General features: G+C 43.0%; 22 protein-coding genes and 1 pseudogene. All 23 read left to right on the top strand.

What is annotated here, in order from left to right; all coding sequences use genetic code 11:
* On the top strand, nucleotides 1-213 hold a 213-nt coding region (locus GH808_RS15175), incomplete at its 5' end, for a hypothetical protein (protein WP_207722238.1).
* Between the two features lie 45 nt (nucleotides 214-258).
* Nucleotides 259-498, top strand: coding sequence for a helicase-related protein (locus tag GH808_RS15290; protein ID WP_311135742.1), 240 nt, complete (start codon nucleotides 259-261; stop codon nucleotides 496-498).
* A 30-nt stretch (nucleotides 499-528) separates the two neighbouring features.
* A complete protein-coding gene (locus GH808_RS15285) occupies nucleotides 529-744 on the top strand; it encodes a hypothetical protein (protein ID WP_243166083.1) in 216 nt (71 codons plus the stop codon).
* Nucleotides 708-1,337, top strand: a pseudogene (locus tag GH808_RS02670) (ATP-binding protein); the annotation flags it as partial. The gene GH808_RS15285 and the pseudogene GH808_RS02670, both read left to right, overlap by 37 nt.
* 641 nt (nucleotides 1,338-1,978) lie before the next feature.
* Nucleotides 1,979-3,196, top strand: coding sequence for a hypothetical protein (locus GH808_RS02665; RefSeq protein ID WP_186841251.1), 1,218 nt, complete (start codon nucleotides 1,979-1,981; stop codon nucleotides 3,194-3,196).
* 35 nt (nucleotides 3,197-3,231) lie between these two features.
* Nucleotides 3,232-3,828, top strand: a complete 597-nt coding sequence (locus GH808_RS02660) for a hypothetical protein (protein ID WP_207722237.1) — start codon at nucleotides 3,232-3,234, stop codon at nucleotides 3,826-3,828.
* Nucleotides 3,829-3,840: 12 nt separating this feature from the next.
* Complete coding sequence (locus GH808_RS02655; protein WP_207722236.1) at nucleotides 3,841-4,971, top strand: SPFH domain-containing protein; 1,131 nt, start codon at nucleotides 3,841-3,843, stop codon at nucleotides 4,969-4,971.
* A 79-nt stretch (nucleotides 4,972-5,050) separates the two neighbouring features.
* Nucleotides 5,051-5,791, top strand: coding sequence for a macro domain-containing protein (locus tag GH808_RS02650; protein ID WP_186841250.1), 741 nt, complete (start codon nucleotides 5,051-5,053; stop codon nucleotides 5,789-5,791).
* A gap of 238 nt (nucleotides 5,792-6,029) precedes the next feature.
* Nucleotides 6,030-7,139 (top strand): glycosyltransferase, encoded by a 1,110-nt coding sequence (locus GH808_RS02645; RefSeq protein WP_186841249.1) that lies wholly within the window; start codon nucleotides 6,030-6,032, stop codon nucleotides 7,137-7,139.
* A 2-nt stretch (nucleotides 7,140-7,141) separates the two neighbouring features.
* Nucleotides 7,142-7,396 carry a Fic family protein gene (locus GH808_RS15725; RefSeq protein ID WP_420797516.1) on the top strand — a complete coding sequence of 85 codons (255 nt, stop codon included), beginning with the start codon at nucleotides 7,142-7,144 and terminating at the stop codon, nucleotides 7,394-7,396.
* 34 nt (nucleotides 7,397-7,430) lie between these two features.
* Entirely contained in the window at nucleotides 7,431-7,901 is a 471-nt protein-coding gene (locus tag GH808_RS02640) for a GNAT family N-acetyltransferase (protein ID WP_186841248.1), read from the top strand.
* 212 nt (nucleotides 7,902-8,113) lie between these two features.
* The gene (locus GH808_RS02635; RefSeq protein WP_186841247.1) at nucleotides 8,114-8,566 is read left to right on the top strand and encodes a LytS/YhcK type 5TM receptor domain-containing protein; all 453 of its coding nucleotides are present in this window, start codon (nucleotides 8,114-8,116) and stop codon (nucleotides 8,564-8,566) included.
* Nucleotides 8,567-8,898: 332 nt separating this feature from the next.
* Nucleotides 8,899-9,285 carry a Fic family protein gene (locus tag GH808_RS15170; protein WP_207722235.1) on the top strand — a complete coding sequence of 129 codons (387 nt, stop codon included), beginning with the start codon at nucleotides 8,899-8,901 and terminating at the stop codon, nucleotides 9,283-9,285.
* The gene (locus tag GH808_RS15165; RefSeq protein ID WP_207722234.1) at nucleotides 9,245-9,613 is read left to right on the top strand and encodes a Fic family protein; all 369 of its coding nucleotides are present in this window, start codon (nucleotides 9,245-9,247) and stop codon (nucleotides 9,611-9,613) included. Before GH808_RS15170 ends, GH808_RS15165 begins: the two co-directional genes overlap by 41 nt.
* A 46-nt stretch (nucleotides 9,614-9,659) precedes the next feature.
* On the top strand, nucleotides 9,660-9,947 hold the full coding sequence (locus GH808_RS02625; protein WP_186841246.1) for a YciI family protein: 288 nt from the start codon (nucleotides 9,660-9,662) through the stop codon (nucleotides 9,945-9,947).
* A gap of 79 nt (nucleotides 9,948-10,026) precedes the next feature.
* Complete coding sequence (locus GH808_RS02620) at nucleotides 10,027-10,383, top strand: VOC family protein (protein ID WP_186841245.1); 357 nt, start codon at nucleotides 10,027-10,029, stop codon at nucleotides 10,381-10,383.
* A gap of 81 nt (nucleotides 10,384-10,464) precedes the next feature.
* Nucleotides 10,465-10,866 carry a MerR family transcriptional regulator gene (locus GH808_RS02615; protein ID WP_186841244.1) on the top strand — a complete coding sequence of 134 codons (402 nt, stop codon included), beginning with the start codon at nucleotides 10,465-10,467 and terminating at the stop codon, nucleotides 10,864-10,866.
* 69 nt (nucleotides 10,867-10,935) lie between these two features.
* Complete coding sequence (locus GH808_RS02610) at nucleotides 10,936-11,709, top strand: EFR1 family ferrodoxin (RefSeq protein WP_186841243.1); 774 nt, start codon at nucleotides 10,936-10,938, stop codon at nucleotides 11,707-11,709.
* 120 nt (nucleotides 11,710-11,829) lie between these two features.
* Nucleotides 11,830-12,387: an NADPH-dependent FMN reductase gene (locus GH808_RS02605; RefSeq protein WP_186841242.1), complete on the top strand. Its 558-nt coding sequence runs from the start codon at nucleotides 11,830-11,832 to the stop codon at nucleotides 12,385-12,387.
* A gap of 272 nt (nucleotides 12,388-12,659) precedes the next feature.
* Nucleotides 12,660-13,241, top strand: coding sequence for a GDSL-type esterase/lipase family protein (locus GH808_RS02600; protein ID WP_243166082.1), 582 nt, complete (start codon nucleotides 12,660-12,662; stop codon nucleotides 13,239-13,241).
* Nucleotides 13,242-13,397: 156 nt separating this feature from the next.
* Nucleotides 13,398-13,547, top strand: a complete 150-nt coding sequence (locus GH808_RS02595) for a virulence RhuM family protein (protein WP_186841240.1) — start codon at nucleotides 13,398-13,400, stop codon at nucleotides 13,545-13,547.
* A gap of 53 nt (nucleotides 13,548-13,600) precedes the next feature.
* Nucleotides 13,601-15,025, top strand: a complete 1,425-nt coding sequence (locus GH808_RS02590; protein WP_186841239.1) for an RNA-binding domain-containing protein — start codon at nucleotides 13,601-13,603, stop codon at nucleotides 15,023-15,025.
* 57 nt (nucleotides 15,026-15,082) lie between these two features.
* Nucleotides 15,083-15,712 carry a hypothetical protein gene (locus tag GH808_RS02585; RefSeq protein ID WP_186841238.1) on the top strand — a complete coding sequence of 210 codons (630 nt, stop codon included), beginning with the start codon at nucleotides 15,083-15,085 and terminating at the stop codon, nucleotides 15,710-15,712.
* Nucleotides 15,713-15,789 lie beyond the last annotated feature (77 nt).

Here is a 15,789-nt window from a genome sequence, read left to right as displayed (position 1 = left end):
ATATTAGTCAATGATGTTAGAAAGTTACCAATAAAAAAATGTGATGAAATAACGCAGGTGAGAATGATTAGTTATGTGGAGCAAATTTTGGAAAAAAAGGAGATTGATAGTAATGCCGACACGTCTGATCTAGAAAGGTTAATAGACAGCATTGTATATGAGATCTATGGTTTAACTGAGACTGAAATTAAAATTGTGGAGGCTATAGACTGAGAGTTCTTGGCAACCTGAATTACAAATCATTAGTGTAATTAAAATATAGGATGGTACAGTTCAGATTCAGAAGGACTACACTTGCGAAGTCTAGGCACCGTGTTCAATTTCGATTTACCCTGGAATCCAACACGTTTTGAACAGCGAAAAGGTCGGATACAGCGTATTGGTCAAATGAATGATACCATCCACATTTTTAATATGCGCTACAAGGATTCAGTTGAAGACCGGGTTCATCGTTTGTTATCGGAGCGGATTAAAAATATCACCGATGTCTTTGGCTAATTGCCAGATGTGCTTGAGGACGTCTGGATTATGGTGGCTAATAAAGAACAGGAAGAAGCGGAAAAAATTATTGACAATGTGCCTAAAACACAACCTTTTGAGAGCAGATATAACAACGGCGTTAAAACCATCGATTGGGAATCATGCCAAACGGTGCTTGATAAAAAAGAAATGCGAATAGGGCCCCGGTGCCAGGCACACTTAACTTACGGTCCCTGGCCGAAAATGGTCAGCATGCCAAGTTAATTGACAAAAACGAGGCGATGGCCGTATTGGAACGTGCTTATGCAGCGAATTTGGTGCAAATTGGGGAAAATGTCCGGGAAAATCCGGCCTTTATCTGTAATTGCTGCGGTTGCTGCTGTGAAGCCCTACAAGCCGCAAGAAAGTTCAGCCCCATGCAACCAGTGGCAACAACGAATTATATCCCGGTTATCTCTGATGCATGTATCGGGTGCGGTAAATGCGAAAGGGTATGTCCGGTACTGGCCATTTCCATGAAAAACAAGCAGGCGGGCCAGGGCGTCGCTGCGGTGGATCTTCAGATATGTCTGGGATGTGGGGTCTGTGTCAGAAATTGTCCGACGCATGCGATTCATTTGGAACGACGAGAAATCGAAGTGATCACCCCCGTGAACAGCACCCATCGGTTTGTCCTGCAGGCAATTGAAAAAGGGACGCTTCAGAACCTTATCTTTGATAATCAGGCCTTTGCCAATCATCGTGCGATGGCCGCGGTATTTGGCGTTATTCTTAAATTACCTCCGCTCAAACAGATTTTAGCCAGTAAACAGTTTAAATCAATTTATCTGGATAAACTGTTGTCTGCTTCCAAGTAATGCTTGGTTTGCCAGCGAATTATCATTGGTGGTACCGGTCCTATGGCGAAAGCAGCGATGGGATGACGCGTTGCTTATTATTATGGCAGTCCCATGTTCAGCCAGCGGGACCACCACTTTAACAACTCCCCCTGTGAATATCAGAACAATGGGATGATTGGAACCGTTTTGGGCGGAAAGAATCCCATTGCCATTGACTGTAACCCCCTGGGGGATGATGCCATTTATATCGATGGTATTGTGTCAACCTATTCACCATGATAGGCTCTGGTGACAGGCACACTTAAACTGGCGGTGCCAGGTCCACTTAACTTAAAATCAAATAGCGGCGAGAAAAATCAAGACAGTTGTTTCGTTTATGCTATCCAAACGGTATAATCATAGCATCAAAGAAAACCGGTGAAGAAAATGAACGATCAGAAAAAACTCGAGTCGTTGACCATCGAATCGATAGAAAATAGAAAGGAGCCAAAATGAATAAAACGAATCAGATAAATCCAGAACAATTAAAAAACGTCACTCATCCCATTTTTGGTTATTTTCTGGCAGTATAATAGAATAATCAAAAAAGCCGAGGGGCTGTTTTTAAGAGCTGCCAATACCATTTATAAAATGAAGGGCTTGTGGAGGGAATTAATATAATGGAAGAGAACAATAAGAAAAACGAGATCGTTAAGGCAATGATGAATGTTGAATATTATCCAGCTGTGCTTAAAGATGAAGTAGCATTAGAAAAATGCACGAAATTACCATTAACAAGCATTGCCGCTTTGGGTGCGGCTTTTGCCACCTTGCCGGCGGCGTTTAGAACCGTTACACAAACGATTGAAACCGGTGGAATGGAGGGCTACTACAATGCAATTTTCCCGCAAGGGGTTGTTGGAGAGCTTGTAAAAGCTAAAGATGGCACTGGGTTTCGTGGTCTCATTCAGGGTGCAAATGGTCAATTTGCCGGTCAACCAGTATTTGTACCGGCAACGGGTAATACCGTAACGATGTCAACAAGAATCCCTTTTGATCCATTGCCGCTGGTAATCGCTGTCGCATTGATAAGTATCGAAAAAAAACTGGATGATATCCTTGAAACGCAACAAGAAATATTTGAATTTTTGAAGCAAAAAGAAAAATCAAAACTGAGAGGCAACCTCAATATTCTCGAGGATGTTCTGAATAATTATAAATACAATTGGGACAATGAAAAATACAAAACCAGCAAACATATGCAGGTACAGGAAATCAAACGGGAGGCGGAACATAGCATTATTTTTTACCGGGAACGCGTTGTTAAAAAAATGAATACAAAAATCAACAATCCATTTTTCATTCATCATGACCTGGACGTCAAAGGCAAGTTGGAGGAAGTGCGGGTTGAGCTCAAAGAATATCAACTGGCGTTGTATTTATATGCTTTTTCAACCTTCCTTGAAGTGATGTTGCTCGAAAATTTTGACTCGGCATACCTTGATAGTACCGCTCATAAAATAGAGGATTATTCCTATCAATATCGTGAAATATATACAAAGTGCTATAATCAGATTGAAGAATATGCCAATACTTCGATAAATTCTTATCTATTAAACGGGTTGGCAACCATCAATAAATTTGCCGGAGATGCGGTGGCAATGATTCCCGTTGTCAGTGATTCTCAGATTGATGAAACCTTGATTGAAGCAAGCAACCAAATGGAAAAGTTCCATTCAAAAAAGACAGAACAGACCATGAAGCAATTTGAGAGTAACCAGAGCAGTTGCGTCAGGCCATTCGTAGAAAATATCAGCACCGTTAGCCGGCTGTATAACCAACCAATGGAGCTTCTTTTTGACCAAGAAAACATATATTTGAGTCTGTCAGCAAATTGATAAGTTCATTTGCTGTTTAATTTTAGGGAGAAAAGATGGTAAATTATAATTTAGCGCCAAATGAAACAATTCTAATTCAAAGTACTGCTGTCCTTTGTGAAAGCGGTGGGTTTATGGCAGCCTATACCGATGAACTTGTTCTTACTAACATAAATATCATCCATGTTAGCAAGGGTATGTTTGGTAATACAAAAGGGGTGAAAAAACACCCGCTCAATCAGGTGAAAATCGTAAATGGCGAAGCACAGGCTATTATGGGAAAAAGTTCAAATGGTATGCCTGATCTTCAGATATACTTTATAAATGGACAGTTGGCTTTCAAATTTCAAAGTTCAGACAAGAAAGAAATTGCGAAATATGTTAATGAAATCAGCAAGGTATTAACAGGGAATATATCTTCGCAGAGTTCAGTAGCAAATCCATTTGCGATTCCCGGAGTCGAAAATATCGCAGAAACACTTAAAGACACGTTCAATGTTTTTAAAGAAAGCTTCGGAATCAAACCGGACGGCAAAGCGGCGAATCAATCGGTAAAGGTTACAAAAAAATGTATCGGTTGTATGGCCCCGCTTACGGGCGCTAAAGGTCAAAGCGTTCGCTGCAGATATTGTGATACAGATCAAATATTATGATGAGAAAGGTTGATGATGATGGGCATTATAAACGCATTTATTGATTCGGTCGGAGGAGCCTTTGCTGATCAATGGAAAGAACTCATTACTGCCGGCCATTTTGATGAGCATACAACTGTCGCCCCGGGAATACTTAAAACGAATAATAACGGACGCGGCGTCAATACGCTTGGCTCAATCGATGTTATTTCAAATGGCTCGAAAATATTTATTCCTGAAAACACAGCTGCGTTCATTTTTAGCCAAGCCGGAATCGAGAATATTATCACAACTCCTGGAGGCTTTGAATATCAAGAAGGGGAGGAAAGCCTATTTGACGGAAATGATATGGAAACATCCGTCTTTACACAGGCTGAAGACAGAATCGGCTACGGTGGCATTTCGTCGATGGAAAAGAGAGTTGCATTTGTCAATTTACGTGAAATTCGCGATATTAAATTTGGCACACGTGGCCCACAGGTCTATAATGATTTATATTATGGTTGCGACCTTGAAATTTATGCATATGGCGGTTTCTCCATTAAAATAGTTGATCCTGAGAAGTTTATAAAAAACTTTGTACCAGCTAACACAAATAGCTATTCATTTGATGATCCAAAAGTGAGAGCACAGATTCTATCCGAATTTTTACAATCATTTATCGCAGCGTTAAATTCACTATCAACAATCTATAGAATTTCTATGTTGCCAGGACAGGCTGTTGAAATTTCAAAGAGAATATCCGAAGATTCATACAATGCTGGCACATGGAAAGAGCGATTCGGTTTTGTACTCGTTCAGGTAGCAGTGGAAAATATCGAATTTTCACCAGAATCGAGAGAACTTGTTAAACAGTTCTCGGCAAACAAGATGTCGATGAAGGCCTATGATGATGTTTCACAGAGAACTGCTAACATTGCTGCACAACAAAATATTGCACAGGGTATTCTGGTTAATGGACTCGGAAACGGCGGTGATATGCTTTTGGGAATGAATATGGCTCAGAATATTGGTCCTCAAGGTCAGCCAGTCGCAACGCCAAGTTCCTCAATGTCTTTTGACGAGCAGATCGAAACATTGAAAAAACTAAAAGAACTGGTTGATATGGGTGTTTTAACCCAGGAAGAATTTGCTGCTAAAAAGAAAGAAATCATGGGGCTGTAAATGGTGCTTCGAACTGCCGAGCTAGGTACGCTTAATTTAAAATGGTTGAATTTGACCCGTATTGACAAGGAGGTTAGTCATGCAATTTGAAGTTGTTCGTAATGATATATCAAATATAACAGTGGATGCAATGGTATTGCCATCAAATTCGAAATTAAAAGAAGGTAGTGGCACTTCAAAAGCTATTTTTCAAAAGGCTGGAAGAAAAGAACTGGAAAAAGCGTGTAAAGAGGCATTAAAAAAGTATGGTCAAATCCATGTGGGAGATGCTATCCCAACACTAGCCTTTAATCTTGATGCAAAATTTATTATTCATTCAGTTGTTCCAAAATGGGTTGATGGTGAACATCGGGAATATGAAAATCTAAGTGCAGCATATTTATCAGCTTTGAAATTGGCAGATGTTATGAGTTGTGAATCGATCGCTTTTCCACTTTTGGCTTCTGGAAATAATGGATTTGATTTGCAAGTTGCTTTTGAAATAGCAAAAGAGAGCGTTCAATCGTTTGAGTCTTCGAATAAATTAAAGAAAGTGATTATTGTATTGTACGATGCAAGATCGATGGCGATCGCTCGAGATCAGGGGATTTCAATTGAGGAAATAATTGATGACCGGTATATTCTCGCAGAAGATCAAAGACAGAAATTGCCAGCACAACAAGTAATTAATGATGGAAAAGATTTTGCAGCTAAGTTTTTAGAGGATGGATTGCAGATGGCTAAGAAATACCTTGATGATCCTGAAAATCGCAAAAAGATGATTGAAGGTGGGATTTTCATAGCAAAGTTAGCAATCAAAACTGTTAAGAAAATGAAATAGCTGCCGGTGCCAGATACCTTTAACGTTAGTGCCAGCCACACTTAACTTAAAAAGTACGGCCTGATTTCCGATCCGATTGTGATCATTCAGGAAGTCACCGATGACGGTGATCCCTTCAAGTTCCGGGAAACCTCCCCCCCAGTGCGATATAAAATCTTCTTCGCGTCATAAAAAGGGATGGATGATTTTATTTAAAAACCAGGTTGATATCGTTAGTAAAGTGAAAGGAAGCCCGATCATGAAAGTATTAATTGCACCCATGGCCGCAATGGCTCCAACCAATGGGCCTTTTAGCAGAACAGCAGCGCTTTGCCAGGCGCTGCGTGATGCCGGTCATGAGGTGGCGCTATGCGCCGCCGTCGATGTTAACTACCGGCCCCTGGACGGCGTCTACAACTATGAAGCACCGCTTCCCGCGCCGCTGGGCCTGCCCAAAGCGCTGGGTCTTTTGTTTATCAAAATGGTCCAGCAGCTTGGTCTGCAGGAAAAAGCGGATGTCAAAAGCTTTGAGCAAGTGCTGTTTTTCACCGGCGCATTGAAAGCCGGCTTTTTTCGCAAAGATGTAAATTGCCTGCGCAAAGCCATTGCTGCCTACCAGCCTGATCTTGTCTATGCCGAGTTTCGCCCGGCTGCGCTGGTGGCGGCCCGGCTTGAGAAGGTCAAAAGGGTGACCGGCTACAGCTATCCGGTTCAGCCGAACTATGCGGCCAGCCCCGAATTTGCCGGCGACGTTAAACAGGTTCTGAAAGCCGATGGCTTGCCACCCGTCAATTCGGTTTTGGATATTTTTGACTGGGCCGATCTGAAAATCGTCCCCAGCTCGTATGAACTGGAGCCGATTAAGGATAACCGCGTGGTTTTTACGGGCCCGTTTTCCAAACCCATTTTAACTGCGGCCGCGCCTCAGCAAAGAAACAAAATCATTGCCTATTTCGGCACCGGCACGATTTCGGCCAAAAAGGTGGTCAAGACCCTCACCGAAGCCTTTGGTGAAACCGAAACCGAGGTTTATATCGCCACCAGTCAGGTCAAGCCCTGTCATGATCAAAACATCTTTGTGGCCAGTCGCTTCGATTTTGCCGAGCTGATGCCGCAAGCATTGGTTTATCTGAATCATGGCGGACAAAACAGTGTCATGACCGGGCTGATCTACGGTGTGCCGCAAATAATCTTTCCGGGAAATATTTTTGAGCGACAATACAATGCTGCTTCCATTGAGCAGCTCAAAGCCGGACTGGTGGACGAACTGGGATCCGCATCCGAAATACCTATAAATACAACAAAATCTATTCCGGAGCTGACCCCATTTTTTAGGAGGGGGATGTCTTCCGAACGATTATACCATTGACCGTGCAAGCCGGTGACCAAGCTACCCCTCAAGCTACCCCTCAAGCTTATAGCGAGGAAGAACAGAAACGAACAAGAAATATATTGGAGTTTTGCAAAACGCCAAAAAGCAGACAAGAAATTCAAGCGTTTGTTGAAATTAAAGACTTAAAACATTTCAGATCGAGGATTCTCAACCCGCTAATCAAAGGCGGCCTCCTCAAACTGACCATACCCGACAAACCGACCAGTCCCAATCAGAAGTATTATTCAGCATAAGCATTTAATGATTCAAGAATTTTCGAGGTGAAAAATGATTAGAGAAATTGAACAGCAGGATTTAAAAGCAGCAGTCAATTTGGTTAATACCGTTTTTAATGAATTTGTAGCCGGTGATTATTCGCCGGAAGGACAAAAGACTTTCAGTGATTATTTAGAATTCAAACTAGCCGAACTATCCCAGGATTTAGATAACGGTCATAAAAAAATGTGGGGATTTTATGAAAACGAAACGATTGTTGGCGTGATCGGGACTCGCGATCGTTTCCACATTTCACTGCTGTTTGTTTCCAAAGATCATCAAAAGAGAAAGATTGCCACCAAACTTTTTACAACGGTTGTGAATTCCTTAAAAGCAGATGAAAACAGCGAGCACTTTGAGCTGACCGTGAATTCTTCGCCCTATGCGGTAAAGATTTATGAACACCTTGGTTTTCGGGCAACCGACAACGAGCAGGTTAAAAATGGTATCCGCTTTACGCCGATGAAAAGACTGGTGCAATAATAATGGCGTTTTGACCTTGATAGGGTCGTTGCACGATCGGGTTTACGCTCTTTAGAATTTGGCGCAGCGTAATCTGCCCAACTGAGCGATCCCCTCGCTGGCATCAGGATGATGCGATGTTTATGAAAATTTTAAATGCGTGACTTATTTGGTCGGGAATGGACGAAAACCCGGGTATCGCCAAAACGGTCGCAACAAAAAGAGGTGAGAGCATGTCAACCCAACTACTTAAAGACCTGGTAACCAATACATCCCTGCTGCTGGCAATCAGCATCGTCTATAATCTGTTTTTCATCCACTTCGACCGCCAGAAAAAGTGGCTTGAAGGCATCATCGGGGTTTTTGTCGGCGGTATGGGCATGCTGTTGATGCTGAACACGGTCAGCTTTTCAAACGGCATTATTTTTGACACGCGATCGATTTTAATCAGTGTTACGGGCCTGTTTCTGGGCTATCTTCCGACCATCATTGCGACCGTCATAATCAGTGCCTATCGAATTTCTTTAGGTGGTGCGGGGGCGCTCACCGGCGTGCTGGTGACCGTGACTTCCGCGGTGATTGGTCTGATCTGTTACAAATATCAGCTCCAGAAAATTCTCAAAAAGCCAAAGATGGTCTGGCCGGAGCTGTATGGCTGGCGGTGCCAGGCACACTTAACTTATTGACTTAACTTATGCTATCCTCGGAAAAAGCGTGAAATCAAATGATGTCAGTCGCCCCGCCGAATCAACAGGAGGGCGATCGGGCTGTATTCTTATCATGCTACTGCGTGATGAAAATCGATGACCGAAATTTCGCTGGCCAGTTTTTTTGCAGCATTAACAATGGTTTCAAGTGTTTCCATGGTTTCGTTATCCCCGGTGCCAGGCACAACTTAATTTACTGAGGTAATTTTTCGCACTCGGTGCCAGACTCAACTGATTGCACGATGATCGATACCTCGCAAAACTTAGCGAAAATAATCATTCTAAAAGGAGTTCACACAGGAGATGATGAAATGACTAATAAACCGCCGTATACGATAACGGAAAAATCTGCCGATTACCTGGCCAAAATAGTAGAGACCGTAACAAAACTGGAATACGCAACAGATTTCAATCGGAATATTCGTCTACATCGATTAAATCGATTTCGGACAATTTACTCATCCCTCGCTATTGAAGGTAACTCCCTCTCGCTCGGGGAAGTGACTGCCGTCATTGAAGGCAAGATAATTGCAGGAAAGCAAATGGAGATAAAAGAAGTAAAAAATGCATACGAAGCCTATGACAGAATTATAAACTTCAACCCCTATGACGTAAAAGACTTTTTGAAAGCCCACGAGTTAATGACACAGGGCTTGGTTGAGGAATCTGGAAAGTTTCGAAGCGGCAAGAAAATCTAATGATTCCGGCGTGTTTATCGAATTCACGTTATCCGCTGTTTTAGATACCATCGTCGAACAGGACAAGCACCAAGTAAAGCACCAAGTCGATTTAACAGGCACACAGATAGACGTTTTGAAATCGCTTCAAGATAGAACGTTGTCGCGTAAAGAAATCTTTGCAGCAATCGGAATGAACGGCGACTCCCGCTCGTTTAAACGACACATAGAACCGCTCATAGTGGCAGACCTCATTGAGATGACTGTCCCAGATAAACCTAACAGCCGCTTGCAAAAGTACAGGCTAACGGATAGCGGTAAATCAACCATCGCAGAGAACAGGCAATAGTGGCTGGCGGTGCCAGGCACACTTAACTTATTTTAGGAGGATACAAATGTATATTGCAAATCTCACCTACATCAAACCATTGACCGAAGTGGAAGCCTATCTGGAAGAACATATTGCTTTTTTGGATAAATATTACAAACTGGGAAAATTCATCTGTTCCGGCCGGAAAAATCCCCGTGACGGCGGCATCATTTTGTTTAATGCCAAAGACGAGCAGGAAATGAAGGCAATTATTGCCGAAGATCCCTTTAATCAGCAGCAAATCGCCAGCTATTCGCTGATCGAATTTTTTCCAACCAAATATGCGTCGGACTTTAAAAGCTTTGCAGATTGAGCGGATTTCGTCGTGCCTGTCACTTGGTAGGCCCCGGTGCCAGGCACACTTAACTTATTCAAAATCAGAAAGGTGTATCATGAAAATAAAACAAACGTTAAACCGATTTTATGTAGCGGATATCGAGGCGGCCATTGACTTTTATGAAAAAATACTGAATCAGGAATGCAAGTTGAGATTTAAGTATCCTCATGAAGATCTGGAATTGGCACAGATCGGCAATATTTTAATCTTGGCAGGATCGAATGAAGCGTTAAAGCCATTTCGGGATACTAAAGCGACATTTTTAGTTGATTCCATCATTGATTTCAAAAATTTTTTATTGAATAATGGAGCTACTGTTATTCGCGATTTGAAGACCGTTCCAACGGGCATGAATATGACGGTAAAACATTTGGATGGGACGATTGTTGAATATGTTGAACATCATAATTAAGGTAAAAGATTAGCATTTATGACTTGAAACGAAAGGAGCATTCATTTGTGTCTTTCGTTCCAAATTAAGGGGGGAGGAACGATGGGGTATTATTTAAGGGGAGAACTTGCCAAGATGGCTGGTATCAATATGGAGACTCTCAGATATTATGAGAAAAATCAATTGATACCAATACCCAACCGGTCGGAGAATGGATATCGGCTATATTCGGAAGATACCCTAGAAATTCTGGCGTTTATTAAAAGCGCCAAGAGCGCAGGCTTTACTCTGGATCAGATTCGAACCATTTTTACAGTTGTTGAGGGTGAAAATATTGATTTGAAATATCTTGAAGAGCTGCTCAGTCAGAAAATTCTAGAAATCGATAAAAAAATGAATGAACTGAAAAACCTACAGGAAAACTTGTGGAAGATCAAAGAAAATCTGTATCAACCACATGATTGTCCGTTGCGGAATGCGTTTATCAACTGTTCAGAAATATAAAAAACACCTTGACCTTGTACTTACGTACAGGGATTATAATTGAGATAAATTTATAAAGGTGGTATTAGTATGCGTTCAAAAATTTATTATTTTTCTGGTACTGGGAATTCTCTGGCTGTTTCAAGAAAACTTGCAGAAAGTTTGACAGCCAAAGGCAGCGTTGTATCCATGGTACAATACGAAAATTACGAAACAATTGATGTCGATACAGAGGTACTGGGTTTTGTTTTTCCAGTTTATTTCATGACGATTCCTGCGGTAGTTGTGTCATTTATTGAAAAACTAAATTTTATAAAGGACCCCTATATTTTTGCTGTGGCAACCTGTAATGGCACGCCGGGACATTGTTTGTTCACACTTTCCAAGTGTTTGCAAAAAAAAGGAAAAACGCTTTCTTTAGGAGTTGCTCTTGATATGCCCGGGAATGCAATCGTCACACCCCCGGAAATGGAAGCAGCGAGACTGAATAAATCAGAGCAGATCGTCGCGGAAATAGCTAGACAGATCAATGCCCAACACAGGAATTATTTCGATGGTAGTGATGGCTGGTCATCCCATCTGCAAAGTCTTCTCTTCAGTCAACTGGGTAAAAATATTCTGTTTAGAAAAAAAAGTTTTGCAGCCACTCATGAATGTGTCGGATGTGGGATATGCAAAAGGGTATGCCCAGTAAATAATATCGCAATTAATGATGGCCGACCCGTGTGGCAGGATCATTGTGTCCGATGCCTGGCTTGTTTTCATTGGTGTCCGGTAAAAGCAGTATCGGTTGGAAAAGTATTCTCCCAAAGACACCAATATCATCATCCGGAAATATCAGTCGGTGATATGGATCGGGGTTAGTGAAAGCGGTAACTTAACTTGCTTTATTTATTTTCTGAGTTTATCTTCCGTTTAATAAGGTATATTAGTATTAGATTGATTTAAGATTGATCTAATCTTTAAAAATCGAGGAGGATTACAATGACAAATATTGGGATAATATTAGGCAGTACCCGACCGGGACGGAATGGGGAAGCGGTGGCAAAATGGGTTAACGGACTGGCCCAGAAACGAACCGATGCCACATTTGAGTTAGTGGATGTGGCGGATTACAATCTGCCCCTTCTTGATGAGCCGAATCCGGCCATGATGCAGCAGTATACCAAAGAACATACCAAAGTCTGGTCAAAGAAAATTAGCGAATTTGACGGATTTATCTTTGTCACCGCTGAATATAACCACAGCATTCCCGGGGCCTTAAAAAATGCTATTGATTTTTTGAATGTGGAATGGCAAAACAAAGCCGTTGGATTTGTCGCTTATGGCAGTGCCGGCGGGACCCGGTCGGTTGAAGCGCTCCGACTGGTGGTCGCTGAACTCCATATGGCCGATGTTCGGGCCCAGGTGATGCTCAGCCTTTTTACTGATTTCCAGAACATGAGCGTGTTCACACCAGATCCACGCAACGAAAGTGCTCTGAATGACGTGTTTGATCAGGTCATTGCCTGGAGTGGAGCGTTAAAGACCTTACGCGTTTAAGCGCCGATCATTTTTAGAAAGCGGAACCGACCGGTCAATTGACAACGGTTTGGTTGTTTGAAAGTAAAATGACTATAAAAACCAGAATTCGCGACTAACAACTTGGATTCTGGTTTTTTTGTCGTTTTTTTATCCGGCAAAGCGTATAATAGAAGGACGGTGAACTCAAATCAAAAACAAGAATATTTTCTGGAAAAGAGGGCGCTGGCGGTAGAGAGGCCCCGGTGCCTGACACACTTAACTTAATGTATTAAAAGGAGAAGACTGTGAAAATGATATGTTTTGGCGACAGCCTGACCTTTGGTTACCAGGTGACCCGAGCAGAAAAATGGCATGTGATCGCCGAAAAAAAGACAGGAATCCAGATGGTTAATCGGGGTGTCAATGGGGATACAACCGAGGGTATGCTGAGCCGGATCAAGCAACAGGTGTTTGATGCCAAGCCTGACGGGGTAATCCTGATGGGCGGCTATAATGATATCTTCTTTAACCGCAGCTGGGATCGAGCCGCTCAGAATATGCGGACCATGGTCGACCAGTCCAGAGCCAACAACATTCAAGTTTTTGTCGCCATCCCCCCGCCGATTCATCTGCCGGTGGCCTTTAAAGAAGGGGGCGAGCTGATCGATTTCGAAAAATCGGCTGTGATGATCGAAGCCTACTGCCAGTGGTTAAGAGCATTCACCGCAGCAAACCGGATCCCAACCGTGGACTTCAGAACGGACATCGACTGGGCCGATGAAGATCTGTATCTGGACGGGATCCACCAGAGCCCGGCCGGCCATCAGCGCATGGCCGATCGGCTGATCGCGTTGCTGGTTCCTAGACTTCGGTGCCAGGCACACTTAACTTAAAATCAAATAGCGGAGAGAAAAATCGAGACGGTTGTTTCTTTTATGCTATCCAAACGGTATAATCATTGCATCAATGAAAACAGGTGAAGAAAATGAACGATCAGAAAAAGCTCGAGTCATTGACCATCGAATCGATAAAAAAAGAAAGGAGCTAAAATGGATAAAACGAATAACATGATCCGCAGTTCCGCTGCAGAATATCTGACATTCATTACCGCCACCGGCGAAAGTGACGCCAATGCGATCTATGCCGATGAAGATGTTTGGTTATCGCAGAAAATGATCGGCGTACTGTATGTCGATTAATGGTAATGTTGGCTGGCGGTGCGAGGTACATTTAACTTAAGGAGAAAAATCCGATGAAACCTGAAAAACTAAGAGAAATCATCAGCGGCGGCGAAGGCCTGACCGTGGAGTTCAAACAAAGTCGAACCAAATTGAATCGGGATGTTTTCGAAACCGTCTGTGCTTTTCTCAACCGCAACGGCGGACATCTCTTTCTGGGTGTCGATGATCAGGGTGGGATTGTCGGGATTGAACCCGAATCCATCGAAAAGGTGAAAATGGATTTTGTCACCGCCATGAATAATCCGCTCAAAATCTGCCCAACCTTTTATCTAGCTATCGAAACTGTTGAGATTGAAACCAGCACTATCTTTCATGTTCTGGTTCCAGAGAGCTCCCAGGTCCACCGGTGCAATGGCCGGATTTATGACCGCAACGAGGATGGCGATCTGGATATCACCGACAACACCAACCTTGTTGCCGGCTTGTACAACCGCAAGCAGGGGAGTTACACCGAAAATCGCATTTTTCCTTTTGCAGAACTGTCTGAGCTCAACTCAGATCTGCTGATGCGGGCAAGAAAGATGGCTGCCAATGAGCGGGCCAATCATCCCTGGAAAACCATGAATGATCTGGAACTGCTGAAAAGCGCCGGCCTTTATCTGAAAGATCCCCAAAGCAACAAAGAGGGGATAACCCTGGCTGGGATTCTGATCTTCGGAAAACAAGAGCTGATTCTGGCCGCTTTGCCTCATCACCGCACCGATGCGCTGCTGCGCAAAGTCAATCTGGATCGTTACGACGACCGCGATGATATCCGGGTGAATCTGCTGGAGAGTTATGAACGGCTGATGCAGTTTATTAATAAGCACCTCAACGACACTTTTTATCTGGAAGGCGACCGGCGCATCAGCCTACGGGATAAGATTTTCAGAGAGGTGGTCTCCAATCTGCTGATTCATCGGGAATTTGCCAACCCGTTCCCGGCCAAGCTGATCATCGAGAAAAATCGGGTGGTGGCGGAAAATAGTAACAAGCCCCACGGCAACGGGTTGATTGATCCCGATAATTTTTCACCATTTCCCAAGAATCCCACCATTGCCCGGTTTTTCAAGGAAATCGGACTGGTGGACGAACTGGGATCCGGCATCCGAAATACCTATAAATACAGCAAAATCTATTCCGGAGCTGACCCCGTTTTTACAGAGGGGGATGTGTTCCGAACGATTATACCATTGACCGTGCAAACTCCTCCCCAAGCTAGTGACCAAGCAAGTGACCAAGCTAGTGAGCAAGCTATCGATGATAATGATCAGACCAGAAATATTTTGGAATTCTGTAAAACGGCAAGACCGGGTAGTGAAATACAGAAGTTTATTGGCATAAAAAGCAGACGATATTTTCGGGAAAACATTCTCAACCCGCTAATTAAAGGCGGCCTCCTCAAACTGACCATACCCGACAAACCGACCAGTCCCAATCAGAAGTATTATTCATAAGGTGGCCCCGGGGCCAGACACACTTAACTTATTATGATTTAAAAGATAGGAGCACAAGTGACAGATAAAAATAAAAAATCAATGAGAGGGGACTATCAGGCAATTTTTGAAAAAGCCTATCATTTGATGGATGAAGCGATTATAGCGGGTAATTGTGGTGAACTATGTGGCTATCATTGTTGCCGCCGTAACGACGTCGATGGTAAGCAATTGGGCATGTATTTATTGCCCCTTGAATATGAATATATGCAATGTGCGGTCGTGACCGATTACGATCTGCACAGTCGTCGGCAGTACAATCTGCCCCCTAAAATTAAAAAATCTTATTATATCTATTGCCATCTGACCGAAGGTTGCCTGAGAGACCATCGTCCCATTCAATGCCGAACCTACCCCTTTGAACCTCATCTCGAAAATGGTGCCTTCTCGCTTGTGATTGAAAAAGAGCAGATTCATGGCTGTGTACTGATTGGACGCAACTCAGAGTGGCGCCAGGCCTTTATCGATGGTGTTTATAATGGTTGGCTTGAACTGATGAAGATCCCAATCATTAAGTATAACATTGAATATTTTTCAAAAGAGCGAATCGCAGCCAATAACATTATGACACGCTATACTTCAAATGGATTTGATAATCCGATTTCCCCAGCGACTATTGCCAAAGTAAAATCAAATATTACCATTTAAGGGAGAAAAAAAGTGCTGCCGGTGCCCGGCACACTTAACTTACGGCCCACTGGCGGCAAACGGCCAATAAAAAGTCC

It is taken from the genome of Acetobacterium fimetarium (genome assembly GCF_014284475.1).
GTDB classification, from domain to species: domain Bacteria; phylum Bacillota; class Clostridia; order Eubacteriales; family Eubacteriaceae; genus Acetobacterium; species Acetobacterium fimetarium.
The sequence above is the reverse complement of the archived record's forward strand: the minus strand, read 5'-3'. Positions and strand labels throughout refer to the sequence as shown.